The organism is Arthrobacter sp. USHLN218 (genome assembly GCF_037144715.1).
Taxonomy (GTDB): Bacteria; Actinomycetota; Actinomycetes; order Actinomycetales; family Micrococcaceae; genus Crystallibacter.
The window spans coordinates 1-24728 of record NZ_JBBCYT010000012.1; the positions used below are offsets into that span (position 1 = coordinate 1).

Consider the following 24728-nt stretch of genomic DNA (forward strand, 5'->3'; position numbering starts at 1 on the left):
CTGCACCCGGGAGGGTGTGGGAGAGTAGGTCACCGCCGGACACAACCACCACGATGAGGGGCACCGCCAACGACGGCGGCGCCCCTCACCGCATTTAACCACCACAACACACACCACACTTCCGGGCTCCGCCGCACCCCCGCGGCCGGAGCCCGCCCCCGTTAAAGCCGGCCCTACCGGCGACCGCCCGCCGCCGGAGGAAGAACGGTTCGGCCCGTTCGGCCGGTCTGCGGCTAGGGTTACTTCATGGCGTCTTCCCTGTTTTCCCATGCTCCACAGCCTTCCGAGCCGGGCAGGTCCGCGGCACCGATCATTTGCGAGGTGTCCGTTCCGCACGCGCGGGAGCAGGCCTTCGAAGGCTTTAGCGAGCTGATCCATCTCTGGTGGCCGATAGCCGACTACGGGGTGTTCGGGGAGGGATCGCATCTTGAGTTCGAGGAGCGGGTGCTGGTGGAGACCTCCGACCGGGACGAGATCGAGATCTGGGCGGACATCCTGGAGTGGGCGCCTGGCGTGCAGATCCGGCTCTCCTGGCATCGGGGCTCTGGCCCGGCGGCAGCCAGCCGGCTTGAGGTGTCGTTTGAGGCGGACGGCTCCGAAAGTACTACCGTGCGGCTGGTTCATTCCGGGTGGCAGCATGTCCCGGCCGGAGAGGCGGCGCGGGAGGAGTACGCCGGGGAGTGGCCGGAGATTCTGGCGAAGTATGCCCGGTTCATGGGCGGCATTCGTTCCAGCGTGCGGGTGCTCCCGCCGGGGCTCTAGGACGACAGCGGCAGGCACACAGGGACTTGGGCGAGGAGGCCTTGCAAGCCATGAGCGAATCGATGATTGAGTCGCTGCGGGCGGCGTTGCCGGCGGAGCGCTTCAGTACGAGCGAGGACGTTCTAGTGTCCTACGCAGTGGACCAGGGACCTGTACAGGATCGCTGGCTGCCCGCGGCCGTGGTCTGGGCTGAAAGCATCGGCGATGTGCAGGCGGTGATGCGGCTTGCGGACCGGCATGGCGTCCCGGTGGTGTGCCGCGGGGCGGGAACGGGCCTCTCCGGCGGAGCGCACGCGACTCCCGGCTCCGTGGTCCTGAGCCTCGAGCGCATGAACCGGATTCTGGAAATCCATCCGGAGGACGAGGTCGCGCGGGTCGAGCCGGGGGTGATCAACGCAGACTTGAATGCGGCGGCGGCCCAGCACGGCCTGATGTACGCACCGGACCCGGCCAGCTACAGGCTGTCCACGATCGGCGGGAACATCGCTACGAATGCGGGTGGCTTGCGCTGCGCCAAGTACGGGGTGACCAGGGAGTCCGTGCTCGGGCTGGACGTTGTCCTTGCCGACGGCTCGCTGATCAGCACGGGGCGACGGACCTTCAAGGGCGTCGCGGGCTATGACCTGACCGGGCTGTTTGTTGGTTCGGAGGGAACGCTGGGCGTGGTGGTCGGGGCCACTCTCCGCCTCCGCTACCTCCCCGCGGAGGTGCAGACGATTGCGGCGTTCTTCCCTGAAGTGACCGCTGCGGCGGCGGGTGTGCTGGCGGTTGGTAAGGCACGGGTGCAGCCGTCGATCATGGAACTGCTCGACGGGCATACCTTGGCCCAGCTGGACCAGGACCAAGGATCGGACCTGCGCCGGCGCGGCGGAGCTCTGCTGCTGATCCAGACGGACGGATACGGCGCCGGGATAGAAGCCACGATCATCCGCAGGGTGCTCACGGAGCTGGGAGCCACGGTGACGGCGGAGGTCAGCGAGGAGGCAGTGCAGTTGGTGGAACTGCGGCGCCACAGCCGCGGCGCGGAGATCGACGACGTGTTCCGCGTCGGCGAGGACGTGGCGGTACCTCGCTCGCAGCTGGTGCACTACATCGCCGAGCTGGAACGGATCGCAGCAGAGCGTGGCGTCGGGCTGAAAGTAGTGGCGCATGCCGGCGACGGCAACCTGCACCCGATGTTCTGGGTGCCGGCGGGGCAGTCGGAGAAGATCCCGGTCCTGGACGCGGCGCTGGACGAATCGATCGAAGTCGGGTTGCGGCTCGGCGGGACGATCACCGGGGAGCATGGCGTGGGGCAGTACAAGCTGCGGTGGCTGCCGCTGGAGCAGCGCGAGGAGGTGCTCGAATTGCAGCGCGGGATCAAGGAACTGTTCGATCCGAAAGACTTGCTGAACCCGGGCAAGGCGCTGCCGGAACGGGTGGAACCGCAGGTCTCCTAAGGCCCGGCGGGCGGCCGCGAACCGGAGGCTGTCGCCGTCGTCGTTAGCGCGTAGGCTGGGAACGTGCGGAAAGAGACTCTGTGGGAAGCCCAGAAGCGTAAGAACCCGGGCCACTCGGCGTGGTACATCCAGCGGTTCGAGGCGATGCGTTCGGAAGGCATGGACCTCCATGGCGAGGCGCGCATGATCGATGCGATGGCCGGCCGGGGAAGCCGGATACTCGACGCCGGATGCGGCCCGGGGCGGCTGGGCGGCGAGCTTGCCGGGCGCGGGCACGAGGTGGTCGGGATCGATGTCGATCCGGAGCTGATCGAGGCGGCCGGCAAGGACCACCCCGAGGTGCGGTGGCTGGTGGGAGACCTGGCCGAGCTGGATCTGCCGGCCCAGGGCATCACGGCGCCATTCGACCTGATTGTCAGCGCCGGAAACGTGCTGACGTTCCTGGCGCCCGGCACAGCGCCGGAGGTCCTGGCGCGGCTGGCACGCCATCTGACGCCGGCCGGGCGGCTGGTGACCGGTTTCGGTGCGGGCCGGGGCTATGAATTCGAGGTCTTCCTGAAGGACGCCGCGGGTGCCGGGCTGGCCGTGGACCACCTGTTTTCCACGTGGGACCTGCGGCCGTTCTCACCGTCGTCGGACTTCCTCGTGGCGGTCTTCAGCCGGGCCAGCTAGGGCCGCTATTCGGCGTCGTCGTAGTCCGCCAGGCCTGGACCGCCCGCCGTGGGGTCGAGGATGATCGCGGCTTCGTCCCGCCGGTGCGGCAGCACATCGTCCAGGTAGGCCTGCAGCGCCTCGGCGAGCGGGACGTTGCGGTGCTGCGCCTCCGAGATGTACCAGCGGTGCTCGAGTACCTGGTGGACCACTTCGGCCGGTTCGAGCTTGCCGGAGAGTCCGCGCGGGATGGACTTCACGATGGGCTCGAAGACGTGGGTGACCCACTCGTGGGCTGCCAGCTCTTCATCCTGCGCGGTGCTGGTGTCCGTCCGGTACGCGTCGATGTCGTTGAGCAGCCGGCGCGCCTGGTTTTCCTGCACGTCAAGGCCCGTCAGCCGCAGCAGGCGCCGCTGGTGGTGTCCGGCGTCGACGACTTTTGGCTGGAGCTGCACCTCGGACTGGCCCGGGGCCGTCAGGATGGAGTACTCCTCCACATCGAATCCGAGTTCGTTGAGCCTCCGGATACGGGCGTTGATCCGCCAGCGCTGGCCGAACTCGAAGCTCTCCCGCTCGGTCAGAGCCGCCCAGAGATTCCGGTAGCTGTCGATGATGCGTTCGCTAACGGCAATTGGGTCCACGGCCTCCTCGACCAGGCCGCCCTCGATCAGGTCCATCAGCTCGCCGGCAATGTTGACCCTGCCGACCTCCAGATCGTACTCGCGCTGTCCCGTGGAGAGCTCCGGGTAGAGTTCGCCCGTCTCGGCGTCCACCAGGTAGGCGGCGAATGCGCCGGCGTCCCGGCGGAAGAGCGTGTTGGACAGGGAGACGTCGCCCCAGTAGAAACCGAGCAGGTGCAGCCGGACCAGCAGCAGCGCCTGCGCATCGATCAGCCGCGTCAGGGTGGCCCGGCGAAGGGTCTGCGAGAACACGGCCCGGTACGGCATGGAAAAGCGAAGGTGGCGCGTGACCAGCGCGGGCTTGAGGTCCTCGCCGGCGGCATTGCGCCGGCCGGCGACGATCGCCAGCGGTTCCACGCACGGCACGGCCAGCCGCTGCAGCTTGCGCAGCATGTGGTACTCATGGCGCGCCACATGCTCGTTGGTTTCCTTCACCGCAATGACGGAGCCGCCCAGGTGCGCGAACCGGACCACATGCCGCGAAATGCCGCGTGGAAGAGCGGCCAGGTTGTGCACCGGCCACTCTTCCAGCGCCACATGCCACGGCAGGTCGAGAAGTTCCTCGTCCATCGTGGCGGACGTGATGCTCAAGGGACCCAGCCGAGCCGCTTCCGAGGGCCCGCTGCGCCGCGGCAGCTTGCCCATCTGGCGGAAGTCGGTGGGCTCGTTCTGCCAGCTGGCGTCCATGGGCATCCCGGCTCCGGCGCGGGCCTCAGGCCCGGTCGCTCGTCTCCACGGCTGATTCCAGGTCGGTCAGGGAGGCCTGCGGGGTAGCGGGGTCGTGGCCGCCGAGGCGCAGGCCGGTCTGGGAGTCGAAGAGGTGGACGTGGTCCGGTTTGGGCCGGACGTAGACGGTGCTGCCGGCTGTCGGGGGCCGGCGTCCGTCGGTGCGGCCGGTGATCTCGTGGCGCTGGCCGTCGAGCATGGTGTGGCCGTAGACGTAGGCGTCGGCGCCGAGTTCCTCGACCACGTCGACCGCGACCTCGAGGCCCTGGCCGTCCTCGGCGCGTTCCAAGTCCTCCGGACGCACGCCCAGGGAAACCGTGGTGCCGTGGGCTTCGCCGAGCACGTTCCGCGGCACCGGGTAGACCGTGCCGCCGAACTGCACGCCGCCCTCGGTCACGGGCAGTTCCAGCAGGTTCATTGCCGGGGAGCCGATGAACCCGGCGACGAACACGTTGGCCGGCCGGTCGTAGAGGTTCCGCGGGGTGTCGACCTGCTGCAGGATCCCGTCCTTGAGCACCGCGACCCGGTCGCCCATGGTCATGGCCTCGACCTGGTCGTGGGTGACGTACACGGTGGTGACCCCGAGGCGGCGGGTCAGCGAGGCGATCTGCGTGCGGGTCTGCACGCGCAGCTTCGCGTCCAGGTTGGAGAGCGGTTCGTCCATCAGGAACACCTGCGGGGAGCGGACGATCGCCCGGCCCATCGCGACGCGCTGGCGCTGGCCGCCGGAGAGCGCCTTGGGCTTGCGGTCCAGGTACTGCTCCAGGTCCAGCAGCTTCGCGGCTTCCTCGACCCGGCGGCGCCGTTCGTCCTTGTCGATCCCCGCGATCTTGAGCGCGAAGCCCATGTTGTCCGCGACCGACATGTGCGGGTAGAGCGCGTAGTTCTGGAACACCATCGCGATGTCCCGGTCCTTCGGCGGGACATCGGTGACGTCCCGGTCGCCGATCAGGATCCGGCCGGTATTGACGTCCTCGAGGCCTGCGAGCATCCGCAGCGAGGTGGACTTGCCGCAGCCGGACGGGCCCACCAGGACCAGGAACTCGCCGTCGGCGATCTCCAGGTTCAGCGCGTCCACCGCCGGCTTATCCGTCCCCGGGTACAACCGGGTAGCACGATCGAACGTTACCGTTGCCATGTTCATATCCCTTCACGGGCAGGTACGTGCCCGACGATCCGTAGTGAAGCGGTAATTCAGTTGTGTGTGCTCAGTATTGCACGCCGGATTCGACGGCGGTACGGCGCAGCTCGGACAAGGCCTCCAAGACACGGGTGAAATCTTCCGGCGAGTCCACCCGGTGGGCCGCGCGGGAGGCGCCGGGCCCGATTCGGATGCCGAGGTCCTGCGATCCCAACGCCCCGATGGCGTCCTCGTCCGTGACATCGTCGCCGGCAAAGACTACCGCCGTGGCGCCGGTGACCCCGCGCAGCAATTCGATACCCTGCCCCTTGTCCGAGCTGATTACGGAGGTTTCCAGCACCCGCTTGCCGTCCTTCAGGTGCACTCCCGCGATCGCGGCCAGCTGTTTCCGCGCGCTCTCGGTGGCCGCAAGGGCCACGTCGTCGTCCGCCGTACGGGTGTGGAGTACGACGCCGGCGGGCTTGGCTTCCAGCCGGGTGCCGGGATGGGTTGCGACGACGCTTTCGACGACGGCGGTCGCCTGCCGCAGTGCCAGCGCCTGGGCGTCGTCGAGGGTCAGGGCGGGGCTATCCGGTCCGGTGAAGACCTCGGCGCCGTGCGAGCCGATCAGCAGCGTTTCTTCGCCGGGCGAGGCGACGACCCGAAGGCTGTCCAGCGCGCGCCCGGAGATGAAGGCGGTGTAGGTCCGGGGGAGCGCGGCAAGCTCCCGCACTGCGGCGGCCGACGCCGGCAGGGCCCGGGCGTGCTCGGCACGTTCGACGATCGGGGCGAGGGTGCCATCGAAATCGAGGGCGACCAGCAGCCGCTGCGTGCGGCTGACCGACCGCAGCGCCTCCAGCAGTTCCGGGGCGAGTCCGTCCTTCACTGTTCTTCCCCCTCGGCCTCTTCGCCGGGTCCGGCCTGCAAGGCCCGCAGGAAGCTTTGCGACCACTGTTCGACGTCGTTCTGCAGCACCTGCCGGCGCATGGTCCGCATCCGCCGGGTCGCTTCGCCGGGGGAGATGTTGATGGCCCTCATCACCGCATCCTTGAGTCCGTCGATATCGTGCGGGTTCACCAGGAGAGCCTGCTTGAGATGGTCTGCCGCCCCGGCAAATTCGCTAAGTACCAGGGCACCGTTGATCCCCGTGCGGGAGGCGACGTACTCCTTCGCCACCAGGTTCATGCCGTCGCGCAGGGCAGTCACGAGCATGACGTCGGCCGCGAGGTACAGGGCCACCATTTCTTCCTTCGGATAGCTATGGTGCAGGTACCGGATGGCCGTATTGCTGAGCGTGTCGTACGTCCCGTTGATCCGGCCGACGGAGGCCTCGATTTCCTCGCGCAGCAGACGGTAGGACTCCACCCGCTCGCGGCTTGGGCTGGCGACCTGGATCAGCGCCGCATCCTCGACCGTCACCTGGCCGTCCTCGAGGAGCTCGCCGTAGGCCTTGATCCTGTGCCCGATGCCCTTCGTGTAGTCCAGCCGGTCCACGCCGAGCAGCACGGTCTTGGGATTGCCGAGTTCTTCGCGGATCTGGCGAGCACGCTCGATGACGTCGGGGCGGTTGGCCAGTTCGTTGATCTGGGCCACGTCGATGGAGATCGGGAAGGCGCCGGCCCGGCAGATGCGGGTGCCGGAGTCTGACTTGATGTTCACGTGCTGGGATTTGATGGGGTGGCCGGTAAAGCGGCGGACACAGCGCAGGAAGTTGCTTGAGTCGCTGGGCCGCTGGAAACCCAGGAGATCCGCTCCGAGCAGGCCCTCGATCACCTGTCGGCGCCACGGCAGCTGGGCGAAAATCTCCAGCGGGGGGAACGGGATGTGGTTGAAGAAGCCGATCTTCAGGTCCGGGCGGAGTTCGCGCAGCAGCTTGGGCACCAGCTGCAGCTGGTAGTCCTGTACCCAGACGGTGGCCCCGACGGCCGCGACCTTCGCGGTGGCATCCGCGAACCGCTGGTTGACCGTCTTGTAGCACTCCCACCAGGTCCGGTGGAACTCCGGCGGGGCGATAACGTCATGGTAGAGCGGCCACAGCGTCGCGTTGGAAAAACCCTCGTAGTAGAGCTCGACGTCGTCGTCGCTCATGGGAATGGGGACCAGGCGCATGTCGTCGTGGTCGAACGGGTCCAGGACCTCGTTGGCGGAGCCGGGCCAGCCGATCCAGGCGCCGTCCGTCTTGGCCATCACCGGGGCGAGTGCCGTTACCAGGCCGCCGGGCGAACGGCGCCAGGAGGTCCCGCCGTCGTCGTCCTGCACACGGTCCACCGGCAGCCGGTTGGAGACTACGATGAAGTCGTATTGTCCGTAGTCAGAGCCCTCCGGTTCCGCGTCCAATGATGTGGGCTTAGTAACCATATGACTCTCCTGTAGTTGTGAATCCTGCCATTGACTCTATAAGACCGGAACCAACGGCAGACTGCGGTGCGTTAATTAACAATGGAACCGCCGGCATGCTGCGCGGTACCGTTAGACCGTTGTAGTTTCAACAAAACTGTCCCCGAGGGCGGCCGCCACGGTGCCCGAAGACTGAAAGACTTGAGGACTTATGGCAAGCCAGAACACACCGAGGCCCACCAAGGCCGAGCGCACCGCGGAGGCACGCGAAAAAGCCCGCCAGATGCGTGAGGCCGAGCAGCGGAAGCAGAAGCGCAATTCGCTGCTGGTGCGCTGGGGTGTTGTGGCCGCAGTCGTGGCGATCGTGGCCATCATCGCCGTCGTGGTCGCCACCAACCAGCGCGGCGACTTCCCCGACGCAGGCTCCACGCCCGCGCACGGCAACAAGTACGGCGGCATCACGCTGACGTCCAGCACGGAACTGGCCACCTCCGACGCCGCCACGGTGGACGTCTCCACGGTGGATCCGGAGGCCAAGCCTCCGGCCGTGCCCAGCGGGGTCGCAGCAGCGCCCAAGGGCGATCCGGCCCAGATCGTCATCTACGTTGACACAGCCTGCCCCCATTGCGCGGAATTCGAAGCCGCGTACTCGGGCCAGCTGAAGAAGTGGCTGGACAGCGGAGATGCCACGGTTGAATACCGCACGGTAGCCTTCCTGGACCAGCCGGCCACCGGCAACTACTCGTCCCGCGGCGCCAACGCCTTGGCCTGCGTGGCCAATACCTCGCCCAAGAGCTTCCTGCCCTTCATGGAAACCCTCTTCGAGCGCCAGGTCCCGACCGGCATGGACAGCGACGAACTGGCCAGCATCGCCTCCGAGGCCGGAGCAGGCGGGGCCGAGAGCTGCATCAAGGACGGCACCTACCGCCCGTACGCCAAGTACACGGACGCGCTGGCCAGGGCCGAGGGCGTCGGCGGCACCCCGGCCGTCTACGTCGACGGGAAGCTGTGGGACAACACCGGTGACTTCGTCGAGTTCGCCCAGCCGATCCTGGACGCCCGCGCGTAGTCCAGGCAGCTGTGTCCCGGGTGGGCGCCGCGGTTTCACGCCGGGCGTCCACCTGGGCTAACCTTATCTAGCTGGTCTGATCCAGCCGCGCTGGTCCACGACCAGTCCGCCTCCTTAGCTCAGTTGGCCAGAGCGCTGCTTATCTCTAGGCGATGAGCCGGAGTGCTGGCAAATCCGGGCGTCAGCGTGGATGACATGTCCTCGAAGTGGGGCGTGTAGGATAATTGAATATTCCTGCTGCCTTGGCGCAATTGGTAGCGCAACGCACTTGTAATGCGTAGGTTATCGGTTCGAGTCCGATAGGCAGCTCTGGTAGTAAGTCGTAGTGTGAGGCGGCCCGCGGGCGAGGGCCCGCGGAGCCGCCGTCTATGTTTGGCGCTATTATCGCGGTCCCGCATTCTGGGCGGTCGCCCGAAGAGGAATATCCCGATAGCTTATTCCGTCAGTATCAGAGGGAAGTCACCCTAGAGCGCCACTCAACGCTTCAGAGCAGCGATCTTAGTAGGGATTTTCAGCAGCATAATTACTGACCGGCTCTCTGCCGTTCAGTTCCTCGCTCAATTAGGACGGTCGTAGCCTGATGTTTGTTCCTGAACATCGGCGTCCCCCAACGGTTGGTCATCCGTTCCAGCGGCTCCACCATCGTCAACAGAATGTTGTTGGCAGCCTGAATGGGAACGTCTCTTGTGTCAAGAAGTGACTGCGCCTCTTTAAAGCGCCCGCCGCTCACGAGAGGCATGACTTCATTCGACATCTGGACCACCAAGTTATGCAGCTGCCCTGCCTGTTCTGATATGTGAACGTCGGGGGCCCCGTAAAGGAGAGAGACTGCTCGGCGACACTGCCTGTAGGTATCATTCAGTTGATCGAGGGCTTCATTAAGATCTGTCTGAGTTTGCCCGCGTTGTGCAGCGTTGATTACGTGACGGAGACTGCCGACATATTCCATGGTCAGGGCCCCCGCCTCAGCCGCCCTGGTGCGGACTTGCTCTATCTGGGTCTGGCGAACTGACCAGTGCTGTGAGGCGCTCGTGATAATTCCTCCGAAGGCCACCCCAATAACACCAATGACGGCTACGGCTAGCAGAACGGTTGGGTCAGTTGATTCGCTGGCTGAGGCGGTCGCGGAGAGCATTGCACTATTGTGCCCCATTCGCTCAGCTATGCCTGACGTGAAGGGGAGCAATGGTTTAGCGCCTTCCGCCCGGTCCGTTGCCTCCGGCGTAGGGTTCGCCCGTCGGAGCAATCGCGGGAGGTTTCAGCAACTCTTCAACACCGACGTTCAGGGCCTCGGCTATGTCCCAAAGGCGCTCGTACGCGATGCTTCTTTTTCCCCATTCAAGGTGTATGAGCATGTTGCGGCTCATTCCCACTTCCAGTGAGAGGGCTTCTTGGGTCAAACCTTGAGCCAGACGCAGCTCCCTTATCCGCCCTCCCACTTGTGCCCTTATTCGGGACCATCTGTACTGCTGCGTCTTGGGGGTCTGCTCAGGTCGGATAGGCACACTTCATGCCATTAGAATTGACCATGATTGTCTGCCCTACTAGTAGTACATGTGGCAAGACTCATGTACTACTAGCTCTATCAGGAGTTCATTTTGCCCGTTCATGCGTTTGTAGACCTTGCCGGACCTGTGAGCGTCCGGGACCTTCAACAATTTCTGGAGTGTGTGCCGGAAAATGCCGACCTTGATCGAGATCTGCGCTGGTCAGAAGGTGGAAATAGCGCAACTCGGTACCTTGGGCTCAGTATTTTTCTGGGCAGAAGCAACCAGGCTAAGTAGCCCGGCCATAGTAGGGAACCGAACGGTGATCGAGAGAAGCGAGGACTGCCTCGGAGAGATTCTCAGAGCGGCACGGGAGGTTGGAATCGATAGGGTATGGGTCGTTCCTAACTCGTCTAATGAATACTTCGAGGGGCTTGACCATCTGTATCTCCTTGTGCAGACACAACAGCCGGAGGCTGGCGGGGAAAGAGCGCGTCTGCTGCTGTCTGCAGTGCAGCAGATACTGCCCGCCCGCAGGATCAGCGTCGAGATCGTTGACGACCTGGACGGGGCAGGCAATCCAGCGGACCGCCAAGACTTGCTAACTATGGTGGAAATTACGGACAGGCTGACAGATCGCGAGGAGGGCCGGTGGCAGGTCCGCACTGTCTCTGGGACGCTCTACGTGTTCGACCTTACGCATGGCAATCGGACTATGACTCGTTTGCCGAGTCATAAGGACATGTACGGAGATTCGGATCGATTTCCCTCTTCCGATCTGAGGAGAGACGGGGAAGCTCTGAGACTCCTATCGATATATCGACTCCAGATTGGCCATTCGGGTGCGTTGCTCGTTGATGTGCGCGAAGACGGTATACCCACCTTCCGCGGCACCACGCCTCTAATCTCCATTTCAAGAATCGAGAAGACATGAAACCCCGATGGAACTGGCCGCGCGAGTAAAGAAAACCGGTGACTGTTGGATTGCTGAAGTGCCGGAGGTGCCCGGTCTGTCGGCTCGTGCCCGAAAACTAAACGAAATAGTGGACGCTTTGGCTGCTGAGTACGAGATCCTCCGCGGCTCGCCGCCGCAGCATTTTGTCGTCGCACTGGAGGTGGACGGTGAGAGCTGGCGTATGTACAGGCCACACTGGCCCGTCAGAAGCAAATGGAAAGACGTGTGGCTGTCGCCTGTCCCTGCAACAGGCGTGTGTGAGAACAAAACCCAGGCCTGGCTTGAAACCGGAGGGACGGACATATGACGGAAAATCCCTTCGCCGGGTTACCAGCGAGACCGAGAGACCGTATTGACCTGCTCCTGGGACTTATCGCGTTTGATTGGAAACGGAGTGGATCCGACCAACGATTCTTTCAGTACGTCGCCAACCTGCAGCACCGCCTCGGTGTTGATGACGGCTACACGTTCGAGGACCATAACCTCATCGCGGCCCTGTCTGTCTCCCAAGGTGAAAGCGACTTCGGCTCTAATGCCTGCTTGCCGACCAGTTGGACCGATGGCTCTCGGCGTCGACGCCGGCGGACTCCCGCGCAGCAAGAGGCAGCGGAGCGGAGGGTCAAGATTGAGGCAGCACGGTTGCGTTGCGAGCTCGATAAGCATTTGGGCCGTGAGACGCCGAAGTGGGTCATCGAACTGGCGCAGGAGAAACCGGAACGGCCATGAATTATGTGCGGCTCCATCAAAGATGTCAAAAGGAGGGGGCAATGGATGTCTGAGATTGCGAAGCCGGTCGCTGTTGCCGGTGACTGGCATGGCGACGTTCCCTGGATGCGGGCTGTGGTTGATGCCGCTGCTGCCGCTGGTGCTGAACTTATTCTGCATGTCGGTGATCTTGCTGTCTTATGGCCGGGCCGGGACAAGGGAAAGTTTGACCGCAGGCTTCAGCAGCGCCTGGAGTTACGGGATATGCGCCTTGTCTTCGTGGACGGCAACCACGATAACCATCAAGAGCTGCGTTTGTTGCAGCTTGACGATGAGGGGCTTGCGCCCCTGCGCCCGCGCATCAGGTACTTACCGCGGGGCGCACGCTTCACATACGCCGGGTTGACCATTGCTGGTTTGGGCGGCGCATATTCAATCGACCAGGAATGGCGTACAGCAGGCAAAGACTGGTGGCCTGATGAGGACGTAACCGACGAAGACGTTGACCGGCTGATCGCAGGCGGTCCAACAGACATTCTCGTTACACACGACGTTCCATATGGCGTAAGAGTCAAGAGCGACCTGCACCTGCCTCCAAAGGTCCTAGAGGCGTCAGAGGCAACGAGAGCGCGCCTTCGTCGCGCCGTTGACGCGCTCCGGCCAGCGTCAGTGTTCGCTGGACACTGGCACCAGCGCGTGATCGACACGATCGATCATCCGAACGGAGAGCAAACCCGCGTCGATGTTCTCGACATGAACCTCAGCCGCGACGGGAATGCAGTCCTAGTTTGGCCGGGTAACTTTCCGTTGCGGGTTGAACCATTGCGAATCTGCGGGTCGCCCAGCAGATTGCCCTGCGGATAAGGCAGTCGGGTCACGGCCACGACCTCACGGTGGTTTGCTCCCTTGCCTGCAGGATGCCCATCCGCCTGTTGTCGCGGACGGACGATTGATTTTAGAAAGGGAGCGGGCGAGCATGGGAATATTTGCGCTGGGGCAGTGTAAGACGAAGTCATCGCTGCGGGCAGCTGCTGAGGCTAGCCAGCAGGAACGCATCAGGATTCGAGCTGCTCGCCTGCGCGTAACGACAGACAGGAAAATCGGGTTGGAGACGCCTAAGTGGATACGAGAGCTGGCAAAAAAGCCGCTGCGGTAACGGTCCGCCATGCGAAGCGCCTACTTCAGGAGCAGCAGGGCGGCCCGCTAGGCTTCGGGGGCCGTTTCTGGATGCAAGGTCTCATGTCCCGCAGCTCCACTGGGTAACCGGGCCGCTCTCAGCGGCAGAGTATGGTGAATTAACCGATTGGCCTCATTCACCATTCTCATCGAACGCTTCCTGCTCAGGACGAGGCTTTCCAGCCTGTTCCTGTGGGGACGCGAGTCGGTAGAACGGGATGCCTTTGATGAAGCTGCCCGGGTAGCCCAGAGAGTTGTACAGGGCTTCGTGCACCTTCAGGCCGGGGATATGCGTGGCCGCACCTTGAGGAACCCCGGTCAGGCCCAGTTGTTCCAGTTCCCGCAGGCTCACGCTGGGGACCTTGTGGATGAACCATGTGAGCAGCGGTTCGCCGTAGTTCGCTCCGCTGGTGCGGAAATGCGACAGGTACTGGGAAGCGAGGATCACGCCGAACCCAAACTCGCGGCCCTGAAGCATGAGGTCCATGAGGACGGGGAACTCGTACTTCATGATGTTCACCGCCTCGTCAACGAGCAGGAAAGAGTTCAAGCGCCTCAACTGGGGGTCCTGGCCTACGTAAGGCCATTTCGGTGCCTTGAGCATGTAGTCGTAGTACATGTTCAGGAATAGGACTACTAGGGCGTTCTTGGCATTTTGGTCCATCCCGAGATCGCTGAGGGCGAGCACGAGGACCTTGTCGTGGATGAGCTCCTCAAAGGGGACGAGGCTTTCTGACTCGTCACTGAAAATCTCGCCGAGGACGAAGGTGTTGAGTATGCCGGTTACGGCATCGGGCCTGCCGCCTTCGTCGCGGTACCGCTCAAGGACCTGAGTCAATGTGGGCGGCCTGCCGTTCTGATCCTTGTACAGCTGGGTGATGGCCGTAACGAGCCGATCACGCTGGACGGGGCCTACACCGGAATAGATCTTGCCGATGATGTCGCAGAAGGCCTGGGCCCTTTGGAAGGCCGCAAGCGGAGTGTAGCCGGCGGGCAGGGCGAAGATATTCAGGGGGATACGTTGGGGACGGAGGACTTTGCCCCCCACTGCTTGGAGGAACTGCTCGTCCTGAAAATCGCGTTTGTAGTCGAAGACGAGCATGGACAGCGGGTTCTGTTGGACCTGGGCGGTGTTGGAACGCAGTTGGAGGATCAGCGACTTCAACAGCTGTGTCTTGCCCGTGCCTAGGTCTCCCACCACGCCGATGTTCAGTTGGTTGAGCGCCGTGTTGCTGGGCCAGAATTCGGCCTCGCCCTTGCCGACCCTGCCGAGCAGCTCGCCGACGGGGAACCGGACTCCGCTGCCGTCGGGCATTGTCACTTTCCCGTTTCCTGTTTCGGCAGGGGGTATGGGGCCGTGGTTTCCGGCAGGAGGCGTGGACGCCTCGGCCAGTGGCTCCTCAGCTGCAGGATGGCGCGCGACCGTCACTAGGACGTTCTGCTCGGCTGCTGGGGGTTCAGCTGCGGCCTGCCCTGGTACGGGCGTAAGGGCGGTCTCTTCGCCCGGGGCCGGCTCTGCCGGCGTGGCTTCCTGGTCGGGGGCCGGTGCGGCGGCCCAGGAGATAACGTCCTGCCACGCCCCGAGGATCTCGCTGGAGGCCTGCCCCACTTGTTCGAAGGCGGCGCCGGCATTCGCAACCAGCGCGGCGTATCTTCCTGCTGAGGCGGACTTGGACTCTTCGTCCAGATAGGCGGCGAAGTCTCGGCCTTGTGCCGTGAAGGAGTCGTGTCTGAAATAGGTGAGGATGGGCCGGCCGACCTTAACCGGAATGTTTCCGTCTACTAGGCGCTGCAGGCGGGATGCAAGTTCGCTGGAAGGTTCGTCCGTACCGGGGCGCAGCCTTGCTCCTGCCTCGACCAGCGTCGCCAAGCCATTGTGCCAGAGGGCACGCTCGGCGATATTCCCCTGCAGGTTTAGGTCCGTCCACCGCGCCTGAAGCCTGCGGAGCAGCCCGACAGTGGAGTCGAGCTGTTGGAGCGCGCGTTTGAAGGTATCGTCGCCGGGTTGCGGAAGGTTGGGGGCTGGCCCGGAGGCATCCAGTCCGTAGAACTTGATTTCTATGGGAATGAGGGTGATGGCCTCGTCGTCGAGGCGAACGACCAAAAGGTCAGCCCTGCGGGTGGACCCGCCGTGGTTGGAGTCCGAGGCAAGGGCCTTGAGGAAAGTGTCGCACGCGTCGATGGGCAGGACGAATTGTTCGCAACCGTCCACTGGCAGTCTTTCCATCAAAGAGAACGCCAGATAGAAGCCGAGGGCGCCGGCGGCATGAGTACCACCCATGGAGAGCAGGGCGGAGAGGCCGACGCCGCGGGCGCCGAGCTTGCCAAGCAGGTCATTGACGGCTTCCTCCCCTACGGGACGGTCGTGGACCTTGTTCAGCATGGTCTTGATTTGCTGGCGAAAGCTGGCGGGCACGCGGGCCACGGAGACGAAGGGCCGACGCTCAAGCAGCGGTATGTCCTCGGAGGGATCAAGGAACGGGGGCCGCCACTCCCACAGCATCTGGCTGCCGCCGCCAGCATTCCTCACTAAAGAGGCCATGGCGCTGGGACCCATGAGCGCTTCTCCTGAAACGCTCCAATCGGCGCTTCCGTCCACTAACAGGGCCTTGAACAAGCGGGAGCTGATGCGTGGCTGGCTGTTTGCGCGTTCGACCAGCATCAAGGCGTTCGCGAAGGGTTCCCATCCTGCTCCGGGCTGCAATGCCGGTCGGGATTCCGACAGCTGCGAACTACCGGAGGGAGGCTGGTGCGCTTCGAATCGCCGCAGCGGCACCATTCCGACGATGCCGAGGTTTCCGTTCCCGGCGGAACCCACTTCCAGCTGCACCCCCGAGTCTTGGAGGAGACGGATGTTCGAGGTCTTCGCGGCGGCGGCGTCCGGTTCGTATCGGGACCAGGTCAAAGGAACTCCTGCACTGCCCCTGACCAGACGGGTCACCGCTTCCCGGGGCGCTTCGCCACCCCTGTGCAGGGAATCCCAGATCCGGGCGCCTCCCAGCAACTGGGCGTCCTTGCCCTGCGTCCACTTCTCGACGGCTGCCAGCACCGCCTCGTCGACTTCCGCCAGCCGGGCGGTCGGTCCGACCGCGGCCAGGTCGATGCTCAGCGTGGACACGTGGGGATTCATGTTTCGGTAGCTGCGGAGCGCTGCCGCAGCTGCCGTGGCGTTCAATCCGCTTGCGGCGCTTCCGGGCGCTGGCAAGTTGCCCAGACGGGTCGGCGCCTTCAGAGGTGTGTGTCCATCAATGGAAGCCTCTACCAACATGGACCAGCCGAGGAAGACTTGATCTTCGCCGTTGTCCATGGGAACCGCCACCATCCGGCCACTGGAAGTCTCCCGGGGACCCAGCAGCGGGAAGTTCCAGCCTTCGATGGTCCCGGCTAGGTACCTAGCCTCCCGCGCCTCCCAAAGGGTGGCTTCGACTCCGGCGAGCCAGGTGAGGCGCAGCGGGTGGAACGGGCTGAGCAGGACCGCCTGACATTTGCCCGTTGAGACCGTGTCCCACACGCTGGCACTGAAGGGATACGTCGCCCAAAAGACACCAAAGGGATCGCCAATGTCCCTAGCCCGTCCGATTAAGTCCGAATACGCATCAAGGTACCGGCCCAAGGCTTCCTTCTTATCAAGCCAGAGATGGCGCCAAGACGTGCGTGAGGGCCACTCCGGTACCGCCGTGATCTCGGTGGGCCCGCTTTGCAGCGTCTCTCCGATCTCAAGCGCTGCCCACGCTTCCCGGAACCGCTCTGCCTCCACGGAGCCGGCAAGGGAGGGGGGGACGGAGACACCGGTGACGGCCTTCCACGGCGCCCGGATGCCGGGGCTCATCAACAGTGCGTCATCGCCCTCGGTATGCAGATCGGCGACAGGGGTGTCCCTGTCGGAGGGAAGGACGATGTGTCCGTGGGCGCGCATCCACTCGGAGGTGTCGGCATGCCGCGCGATGAGGCTTTCGAGGACTCCGCGAACGGATTCCTCGGTCTCGGGTGCGGGGCGTTCTGCAGAGATCTGCTGGCCCGTGGCAGCGGCGACGACGGGAGAATGGCATGCTGCCTTGGGCTGCGGTGTGCGCAGTTCGAAGGTAGCACCGTTAACCGTAACTTCATCAAGTCCGCTCGGCTGCAGGACCGCAGCGAAGATCCCTTCTCTGTTGCGGAGCAGCGGCAGGGCGCGACGCTCCATGTACGCCTGCTCATCGTTACCGGACGCCCAGGCCAGGATCTGGAAACGGGATGTGGCGTCGTCGAAGGTTCCCGCGAACCGACTGTCCTCGGCCGCCTGTTCGGGATCCGGCTCGAAGGTGTCAGGGCCGACGTAGGTGGCCCGCCCCAGCGCGCCGCCCCGCTTGATGGCCATGAACACCAGCCCGGGGCCGGATGGCGGCAGCAGGTAGAAGGATGACGATACTGAGTTGTCCACGATTCCCACCAAGGGATCCACGGGGCTCGAGCGGACGGTCAACTTCACCGGACCCATGGTGATCTTGTGTGGGGCCTTGCCAGCGTTCCGGATGAAGCGTCCGACGGCCCACAGTGCGCCGTCGCGGTCGAGCTCCAAGTGGCCGGACCACTCCGTTTTCTGGCCCGTGGCACAAAGTGTCAGAGCCGAGGCCTCGACATCATCGTGGCTGGGAGAGGCGAAGGTGGGAATCTTCACCCGAACGGGCTCGGACCGTAGCAGCATGCCCGACGTGTCTGAGGCCTCGACCTCGGAACGCAGGACGAAGGGGCCCTTGTCGGAGTCTTCCGATGCCGCGAGGCTTCGGCCTTTGCCGTCGCGGACGTCAAGCTGGCTGAGGCGGCTCGCAGAACCGAGGGGGTTAAAAAACTGGTCCTCCGTCAAGGTCGCGAATGCATCGATGGCATCCGTCGATGCAGCGTGCCGGAGCAGCGCAATGAGGTGGTTGTCTTCTGCGGCGAGGGTCCGGTCGAACCCGGTCCAGTCCAGCTCGGACACGGGGTGCGGCTCGCCATTGCTGTCCGGATGATGGGCAAGTTGCTTGGCGGTGGTGACGATTGCCGCGGAGTCCAGCCACCAGGAGTTCACGGCTTCGACGATGGCTTTGCCGACGGCAGTGTCTCCGTTTTTCAAGGACACGCCGGATTTGGGTGCGGGCAGGGCGAAGCAGGCGTACGTGTATTGGGCGAACAGCTGGTCTAGGTCTATGTCCGTCCTTGCGGCGAGGACTTTTTCCAAGGTATTCAACCCGTAGTTCACATGCTCGAACCAGTAGGTGTTCCAGCCTTTCGTCCCTTGGCCCAGGGCTTCGTGGGCCAACGAGAGCTGGCTAAGGCAGCTGGCCAGGCGCTCTTCGGCTTGTGCGCGGTTCCAGATTCTGCCGGCGGCTGCTCCGGCGCCGGCCAAGACCCCGTCCAAGGCGGCGGCGGCGACCTTCTCTAGCGAGACGGCGTCTGCGGCGGAGCCGGGGTAGGACTGGCCCAGAACTTCACGGAACGCCTGCACGAAGGAAGCCAAATCGGGATGGCGGCCGACCACGACAGCGAGCCGGTCGTCCTGCCGGTACTGAATGGCGGTCTGCGGTGTGAGGCGCAGGCAGCATTCATCGGATAGGTCTTCGGGTTCCATCGATACCAGAATCGCGAAGGGGGGCTTACCCGGCCTCCGAAAGTTGGCTGTGTGCACTATCGCTGCCGCAGCCGATTCGGAGACGCCTTCGGGTATGTAGACGGCGTTGAGGGTGTTCAGACGGGCCAGACACAGTCCCAGTGCGTTGGCCAGCAATTCCTTGGTCACGATTTCCTCCTAGAACGCACTTTGGACCACGACGCCCTGATCGGCGTCGGCGCTTCCCCTCGCCAGACCGGCACGCTCGAGTAGGGTTACGAGGTCTGCCAGCTCTGGGCGCACCCCCAGCTGGCTCAGGGACGCAAGCACCGCTCCAACGTCAGTTGGTGTCCCGGGTCGGGGGCAGGCCAGACTCGCAACTACCGCCATCCACTCGGTTCCCGGATCGACGGTCAAGAAGCGACCATTTGATTGGAGCAGGCCGTAATAGTCGGCGAAGGGGCCGCTGTTCTCCCTGGTTTTGAGGGCGTACTTCACCGCTTCCCAGAGATTCCCTCCGGATGCAGTGCGCCGCCGGCTGCCGAGAGCCTCGGCGAGTCGGTCGCAAAACCTCTCATCGGCATGCATACGGTGCAACGCGGAGGTAAAGTCCTCGTCCTGCTTTCCGTTATCTTCCAGCCATTCGCCCAGCAACCCTCGGATCTGGTCACCGCGGTGCACGCGGCGTCCGAGCAGGGGAGCGACGTCCCGGATACCGAGGCCGGCACGGGATGACTTCCAGGGCAGAGGCGATGCCATGCTCGCTTTTACGCCGTCCCAGGTAGGGGACTTGAGGCCGAGGACTTCCCGAGCCAACGCCTCGTACCACGCGGCTTCCCAAAGGAATCCAAGGCCAACCGATAAGCGGAGGACAGTGGTGGCCCAGTCCACCCATACCCGTGCCGGCAAGGCTTCAACCCAAAGCGGCTCATTCAGGCGGGTCCACGAACTGGCGAACCATTCGAACGGCGTGTCAGCGAAGAGGCCTTGCCATGGCTCGGCCCGCTGCGTGCGATCGGTTATACGCCGCTGTCGGGCGCCGTCCAGCAACGCTGCATCGGCGGCGCGGTCGAGGGCACTCACCAGGGGGTCGGTTTCCATCCGATGTTCTGTCGAGGCCAGCCAAAGTTCGGCCGGTCCGTCCGAGCTGGCGCCGGCTGGGAGGCCCATGCGGAAAAGCGATTCGATGATTTCGGCAAAATCAGGCGGATTTTTGGCACCTTGGAGCCCGCGCATGTTCTGCAGGAGGGCCAAGGCGGGCGTGATAGGGCTGGCAGGCTGCGATCCGCTTTTTCCTGCACGCACGCCGGCAATGCTGCTAGACACAGCCCGGGCGAGGGTGATGGGGTCGCCGGAGGTCTTTAGTCCTTCCTTCCGCAGTGCCTCGCTGAAAGCTCGCAGGCGCTCACCTTCAGGTTCGGTCGCGCGGATAGTTAGGGTCTTGGTCTGCTTAGGGTTCGTGCGAAAAAGTAGCCCGACGTGCTTGCGGGTGGGGTCGGGCTGGACCTCAACGTCGAATACGCGCCAGGCCAGTGCGGTTATCAGCGCTTCCGGCACAGCCACGTACTGGGGCCTCAGCAACGGCAGGAGCATCTTCTTGGCATCCGGAATCATGACTGCCCTCCCACGACGAGGGCGTGTTCCTCTTTGCCCGAAACCACTGTGAAATGTCGGGTCTCCCGCAGCTGGCGGGGCACCAGCCGTGCCGCCCTGAACCGTTCCAGCCGGGGAGAGGTAGCGTCCGAGAGCTCCGTGATTCCGGAATGCCCGGCTTCGCATGCCAAGGCTTCCCGCATCAGGGCGAAATCGAGGCTGATTTGGGCCACTTCGCGGCCCTTTTCTGTCAGATGCAGGAACAGCGACTCAGAGTCGGTCGATGTCTCGATGTCGAAGTCATCGGAGCGAAGGGCAAGCTTAGGGTTGGACAGGTTCCCCATGATCGGGTTGGTCCGGCTGTCAAACAGGGGAATGAGGGAAGCCGATCCGCCTTGTCCGGGGACTCTCAGTGGCCGAAGCAGGGTCCGGAGCCGGGATTCGAATTCGGTGATGTCTGGGGCCATGTACCAGGCTCGGGTCCAAGCCGCGACTTCCCTTCGGTATGCCGGTATGCCGTTGGCTGTGGCATAGAGCCTCATCAGGTAGCCGCCGTACCAGGCGATAAAGGCGTAGCGGTCCCCATCGGAGAGCGAAGGATGCTGGGTCGCTTCGACGAAGGCCCGATCCACCTCCTCGTCGAAGGAAGTCACGGCAGAGGGGAAGGCATCCTCCGGGTCCAGCTCCGATAGCAACGCCTTGAGTGGGGACCCCGGGCTGATGGTTCCGGCGAAAGCATCGGCCAGAGGAGTGGCCCAGCCGGAGTTCCAGGTTCCGTCGAACCGGCCCGGTATGGAGTCCTTGACCGGGTCGATGACGTGAGTCAGTTTGGTGATGGGGTTCCGTTGGGGATCCAATCCGGGGATACCCGGGCCCGAGACCCCGAACAGGGCCTGAGTGTAGCGCAGCCCGGCGAGCCGCCGTAGTTCGTTAAACCGGTCGATGGCGTCCACCGATGTGGGTTGGATCAGGGAAAGATAGTGCTCCAGTCCGGTGGGTCCGACCAGTTCCGGGGTCTCCCCGATCAGGCAGCGCGTGAGGGCGCCCCATACCTCGCGGTAGGTCATGCGCTGGGTGCTGGCAATCTCTGAGGCCCGGAGAACGGATAGCAGGTTGTTGCGTACGCGAGGGTTGGACAGGGAATGTTGGTTCGCCAAGATCGGATTGAACCGTGGGTTGATGGAATCCGATGGCGTGGAGTTTCCGATTATTTCCAGAACTTCGGTCAAAAGCGCTCCTGCTGGTGTAGCGGAGGCGTCCATTGCGGATCGTTCCGAGAAGTCGCCGATCAAGTACGCTTCTGCCCGGACCTCGAGCCGGTCCGGGGAAGGCTGGGCGAGAGCTACCTGCGGGCTTCGCTCCAGAAGCGAGCACACATCGACGAAGACCGCCAGCACCCGGGCGACTGGGCGGCCGGACCGGATCAGGTGGCCGGATCGGATGTAGGAACGCCGCGAAACGTCCGTGTCGATGGTCCACTCAGCACCGGGCTGGTCACTTTCCCCGTGGAGCCACCGAACGGCCGCTTCCCCTGCTCCGCCGGACCCGGGGGATTGTCTCGTTCTGGAGGATTCCTCGACCAAAATCCCGCGGTTCACGCAGGCCAGAACGTGTGATCCTGTCGAGATGGCTTCGTTGATGTCGGTGATGAGCGGTGGCTGCTCTTGGGTGTCGCTGCCGATGGTGGCATCGTTAATCAGGAGCAGGTCCCGGTCGGCTGCTTGGTAACGGTAGCTTCGGTGGGCCAGTCCGTCTCCCCTTGCGCTTCGTTCCGTGAGCGACGCGACGGTTTCCGCCGCGGCATGGGATTTTCCCGCTCCCGGACCACCGACGAGGAAGAGCATCCGCGGTTCCGCTGTGGACGCCTCCAACCCTTCCCTGATCCACTGGCACGCCTCTTCAACTCCGGGCGGGCGCGGCGCGGTGGGCCATACGTCATCGGTCTTGGAGGAGGGGCGGGCGGCGACGTCGCTGCCCCCGGTGGCCTTGTCCCAAAGGCGGCCGAGGATTTGCCAGTAGCCAGGCCTGGTGTCTTGGGTGGTTGCGTTGTTCATCATGCCCCATTGCTCTTTGGAAAGGTCCAGTTGGGATGCGTTGGCGAGCAGCAGTTGCCTGCCATCCCATAGGGTGACCAAGATGTCCCCTGCGTGGATGTACTTGCCGAGACCGGAGAACCAAATCCTTGGGTCTCCGTTGCCCGTTCCAGGCCGGTATAGGGAGGCAGCCGTCGCCACTACCTCTCCTGAGGGGTCGAGGAATCCGGCTGCGAGAATGCGCTTGCCATCCCTTCCCCGGGGCTGCGACCCGTAGTCGTGGATGCCGTTGCGCGCAAGGAAGTCCCGGTAAGGCCCGGTTGCGTCCATGATGCTTTTGGCTAGTCCTGTTGGGGTAGGTTCAAGCAGGCCAAAGTCGAAGCCGCGAAGTTTCAGGAACGCTAGGTTACCGGCTTCGAAGTCATTCGGATCCCTCATGTGTTTCCTGGCCCCCCACGATTTCGGAAATACGTTTGCCCACTGCCCACGATAGCCATGGGGAGACAGCATTTCCTACTTGTGAGTACTGTGGTACTTCCAGACGCCGCCGGTGTGCCCCGGTCGTTTCCTTGCCGAGGAATTCGAACCCCTCGGGAAAGCCTTGGAAGCGGGCCAGTTCGCGCACCGTGAAGATACGGGGTTCTGCCGGATGGACGTAGTCATCCGGCAGGGTCACGACGGTGCGAGCCGGCTGGTCCCAGCTAAGAACTTTTTGCGAGTGCTTCCGGGTGGCAAGGGACAGGACGAAGTCGGTAAGTTCTTCCAGCGTCGTGGCGATTACGGTCTCGTCCGGCGACACCGCAGGCAGGTCTGACTCGGCGAGCCGGGTTTTCACTAGAAGCCGAGCGTCTGATGCTGATAGGTCCGCGACTCGGCTCACAATCCGTTGGTCCTGGCCGCAACCGGCCAGATATTGGTAGAGGCGGAACCGGTTCTTGGTTCGCGGCTGGTGCTTCCGTGGAACATGGTTAAGCAGACGATCCGTCGAACCATGGCGTGAATTCCACGCGTCCTGCCGCAGCTCGCCGAGGTACCGGGCGTTGCCTGTCCCTGTCCGGTCTCCGTGGGGGGACAGGTCCGCAATCGCGTCGGCCACCGTCCTCAAGTCCCCTCGCGACACTGTAGGAACCGGTGCAAGGGGCGCGAGAGGCGTTTGCATAACGTCCGTGAAGTCCGAGCGCCACAGCAAACCCGTTGAAGTTATGTTCCTTTCCGCCGCGATGTCTGATCGAAGGGCAATGATCATGAGCCGAGGTCGATGCTGGGGCGCGCCGTAGTGCATGGCGTTCACATGCACGCCTTGGACCACGTACCCCGGTTCCGTTTCAGCTAAAGCCTGTTGGAGCTGCAGGAAGGATGATTCCTCTTCGTTGCCGAACCTACGGTTCATGCCGACGACGTTCTCGATGACGACTGCTTTTGGGCCCGTGCGCTCGACGAATTGCAGGTACTCCCACGGCAGCTTGTTGCGGACGTCATCGGGATTCCTGCGCCCTGCCAGGGAGAAACCCTGGCAGGGCGGCCCGCCCACCACGAGATCCAGTTTTTCCGCGGCTAGGCCCTCCATCGCCTCGTCATCGGACAGGAGCGCGCTTAGCTCACGGACCACAAGCCCGGCCTGAACCTGTTCAGTGACGGGTGCGGCGGCATACCGTTCCCAATCTGCCGGGTCCGAAGCGTCCCCGATGAGGTTGTGACGGAAAGTCCGCGCCGCCATATCGGACTTCTCCACTGCTACCACCAGCTCGCCGCCAGCGCGTTCGATGCCGAGGGAGAGCCCACCACAGCCTGCAAAAAGGTCTACGTACTTCATCACTACCCTATTCTGCCGGAGCATGGCGACGATATTGCGCAGCGTACCCGGCCGCGAGGGTGTCGTCGGTCATCTATGAGGATCGGGGCCGGTGCGCGAGCCTATAGCGTCTTCTGGCATGCAGCGGCTGCAACGGGCGTACCTAGAATGGATGCATGGCGGACTTCATGAGTCCCGAACAGCGAAGCGCCCATATGTCCAAGATCCGGTCCAAGGACACCAAGCCGGAACTGAGGTTGCGACGGATGCTGCACGGGGCCGGCTACCGGTACAGGCTCCACGACCGCAAACTGCCCGGACGGCCGGACTTAGTCTTTGCCGGACGCCGAAAAGTCATCTTCGTGCACGGGTGTTTTTGGCATGGCCACGAATGCCCCGTTGGTGCCCGCTTGCCCAAGACCAATACGGAGTTCTGGGCCGGCAAGAGGCGGCGCAATCAGGAACGTGATGCCATGCAGAGGAAACTGCTCGAAGATATGGGCTGGGGCGTCCTCGTTGTCTGGGAATGCGAGGTGAAGGCCAGCTCCGGCGTGAGCGCTACCTGGAGCGAGTTCTTAGACGCCGATAGACGCGGAGCAAACTGATCTCCAGGCCACCAGACAGGGCCCGCAGTCGT

At 63.8% G+C, this 24728-nt stretch carries 19 protein-coding genes and 1 tRNA gene; 10 read left to right on the forward strand and 10 right to left on the reverse strand.

Going from position 1 to position 24728, the window contains the following annotated elements; all coding sequences use genetic code 11:
* The first annotated feature begins 321 nt into the window (after positions 1 to 321).
* The 3 genes from WFH44_RS20150 to WFH44_RS20160 all read left to right on the forward strand — a co-directional run bounded on the left by WFH44_RS20150 (position 322) and on the right by WFH44_RS20160 (position 2873).
* Positions 322 to 762 (forward strand): SRPBCC domain-containing protein, encoded by a 441-nt coding sequence (locus WFH44_RS20150; protein ID WP_336716250.1) that lies wholly within the window; start codon positions 322 to 324, stop codon positions 760 to 762.
* Between the two features lie 50 nt (positions 763 to 812).
* A complete protein-coding gene (locus WFH44_RS20155; RefSeq protein ID WP_336716252.1) occupies positions 813 to 2201 on the forward strand; it encodes an FAD-binding oxidoreductase in 1389 nt (462 codons plus the stop codon).
* 63 nt (positions 2202 to 2264) lie between these two features.
* Entirely contained in the window at positions 2265 to 2873 is a 609-nt protein-coding gene (locus WFH44_RS20160) for a class I SAM-dependent methyltransferase (protein ID WP_336716254.1), read from the forward strand.
* A gap of 5 nt (positions 2874 to 2878) precedes the next feature.
* Here the strand turns inward: WFH44_RS20160 and WFH44_RS20165 are convergent, their stop codons facing one another.
* The 4 genes from WFH44_RS20165 to WFH44_RS20180 form a co-directional block, all read right to left on the reverse strand.
* On the reverse strand, positions 2879 to 4219 hold the full coding sequence (locus tag WFH44_RS20165) for a DUF4032 domain-containing protein (RefSeq protein ID WP_336716395.1): 1341 nt from the start codon (positions 4217 to 4219) through the stop codon (positions 2879 to 2881).
* A 25-nt stretch (positions 4220 to 4244) separates the two neighbouring features.
* Positions 4245 to 5396, reverse strand: a complete 1152-nt coding sequence (locus tag WFH44_RS20170; protein WP_336716256.1) for an ABC transporter ATP-binding protein — start codon at positions 5394 to 5396, stop codon at positions 4245 to 4247.
* A gap of 70 nt (positions 5397 to 5466) precedes the next feature.
* Positions 5467 to 6264 (reverse strand): trehalose-phosphatase, encoded by a 798-nt coding sequence (gene otsB / locus WFH44_RS20175; protein WP_336716259.1) that lies wholly within the window; start codon positions 6262 to 6264, stop codon positions 5467 to 5469.
* The gene (locus WFH44_RS20180) at positions 6261 to 7736 is read right to left on the reverse strand and encodes an alpha,alpha-trehalose-phosphate synthase (UDP-forming) (RefSeq protein WP_336716261.1); all 1476 of its coding nucleotides are present in this window, start codon (positions 7734 to 7736) and stop codon (positions 6261 to 6263) included. Before WFH44_RS20180 ends, otsB begins: the two co-directional genes overlap by 4 nt.
* Positions 7737 to 7926: 190 nt before the next feature.
* Here WFH44_RS20180 and WFH44_RS20185 point away from each other — a divergent pair, with 190 nt between their 5' ends.
* Together WFH44_RS20185 and WFH44_RS20190 are read left to right on the forward strand one after the other, a co-directional pair.
* A complete protein-coding gene (locus WFH44_RS20185; RefSeq protein ID WP_336716263.1) occupies positions 7927 to 8784 on the forward strand; it encodes a DsbA family protein in 858 nt (285 codons plus the stop codon).
* A gap of 236 nt (positions 8785 to 9020) precedes the next feature.
* A tRNA-Thr gene (locus tag WFH44_RS20190) sits at positions 9021 to 9093 on the forward strand.
* Between the two features lie 214 nt (positions 9094 to 9307).
* Here the strand turns inward: WFH44_RS20190 and WFH44_RS20195 are convergent.
* Both WFH44_RS20195 and WFH44_RS21475 read right to left on the reverse strand, forming a co-directional pair.
* Positions 9308 to 9919 (reverse strand): hypothetical protein, encoded by a 612-nt coding sequence (locus WFH44_RS20195; protein WP_336716265.1) that lies wholly within the window; start codon positions 9917 to 9919, stop codon positions 9308 to 9310.
* 55 nt (positions 9920 to 9974) lie between these two features.
* The gene (locus WFH44_RS21475; RefSeq protein ID WP_442892942.1) at positions 9975 to 10289 is read right to left on the reverse strand and encodes a helix-turn-helix domain-containing protein; all 315 of its coding nucleotides are present in this window, start codon (positions 10287 to 10289) and stop codon (positions 9975 to 9977) included.
* A 184-nt stretch (positions 10290 to 10473) separates the two neighbouring features.
* On the opposite strand from WFH44_RS21475, the gene WFH44_RS20200 reads away from it, so the two are divergent.
* From WFH44_RS20200 to WFH44_RS20215, 4 genes are read left to right on the forward strand one after another with little or no spacing between them, the layout of a single operon-like run.
* Positions 10474 to 11205, forward strand: a complete 732-nt coding sequence (locus WFH44_RS20200) for a hypothetical protein (protein WP_336716267.1) — start codon at positions 10474 to 10476, stop codon at positions 11203 to 11205.
* A gap of 7 nt (positions 11206 to 11212) precedes the next feature.
* Complete coding sequence (locus tag WFH44_RS20205) at positions 11213 to 11533, forward strand: hypothetical protein (RefSeq protein WP_336716269.1); 321 nt, start codon at positions 11213 to 11215, stop codon at positions 11531 to 11533.
* On the forward strand, positions 11530 to 11952 hold the full coding sequence (locus tag WFH44_RS20210) for a hypothetical protein (protein ID WP_336716271.1): 423 nt from the start codon (positions 11530 to 11532) through the stop codon (positions 11950 to 11952). The genes WFH44_RS20205 and WFH44_RS20210 overlap by 4 nt, the downstream gene beginning before the upstream one ends.
* Positions 11953 to 11997: 45 nt before the next feature.
* Positions 11998 to 12795, forward strand: a complete 798-nt coding sequence (locus tag WFH44_RS20215) for a metallophosphoesterase family protein (protein WP_336716273.1) — start codon at positions 11998 to 12000, stop codon at positions 12793 to 12795.
* A 445-nt stretch (positions 12796 to 13240) separates the two neighbouring features.
* Here the strand turns inward: WFH44_RS20215 and WFH44_RS20220 are convergent, their stop codons facing one another.
* Genes WFH44_RS20220 through WFH44_RS20235 form a run of 4 tightly spaced genes read right to left on the reverse strand, consistent with a single transcriptional unit; the run spans position 13241 to position 24112 of the window.
* A complete protein-coding gene (locus WFH44_RS20220) occupies positions 13241 to 18862 on the reverse strand; it encodes a hypothetical protein (protein ID WP_336716275.1) in 5622 nt (1873 codons plus the stop codon).
* Between the two features lie 9 nt (positions 18863 to 18871).
* Positions 18872 to 20287, reverse strand: coding sequence for a hypothetical protein (locus WFH44_RS20225; protein ID WP_336716277.1), 1416 nt, complete (start codon positions 20285 to 20287; stop codon positions 18872 to 18874).
* The gene (locus tag WFH44_RS20230) at positions 20284 to 22737 is read right to left on the reverse strand and encodes a hypothetical protein (RefSeq protein WP_336716279.1); all 2454 of its coding nucleotides are present in this window, start codon (positions 22735 to 22737) and stop codon (positions 20284 to 20286) included. The genes WFH44_RS20225 and WFH44_RS20230 overlap by 4 nt, the downstream gene beginning before the upstream one ends.
* A complete protein-coding gene (locus WFH44_RS20235; RefSeq protein ID WP_336716397.1) occupies positions 22721 to 24112 on the reverse strand; it encodes a DNA cytosine methyltransferase in 1392 nt (463 codons plus the stop codon). Before WFH44_RS20235 ends, WFH44_RS20230 begins: the two co-directional genes overlap by 17 nt.
* A 155-nt stretch (positions 24113 to 24267) precedes the next feature.
* On the opposite strand from WFH44_RS20235, the gene WFH44_RS20240 reads away from it, so the two are divergent.
* A complete protein-coding gene (locus WFH44_RS20240; protein ID WP_336716281.1) occupies positions 24268 to 24696 on the forward strand; it encodes a very short patch repair endonuclease in 429 nt (142 codons plus the stop codon).
* Positions 24697 to 24728: the final 32 nt, after the last annotated feature.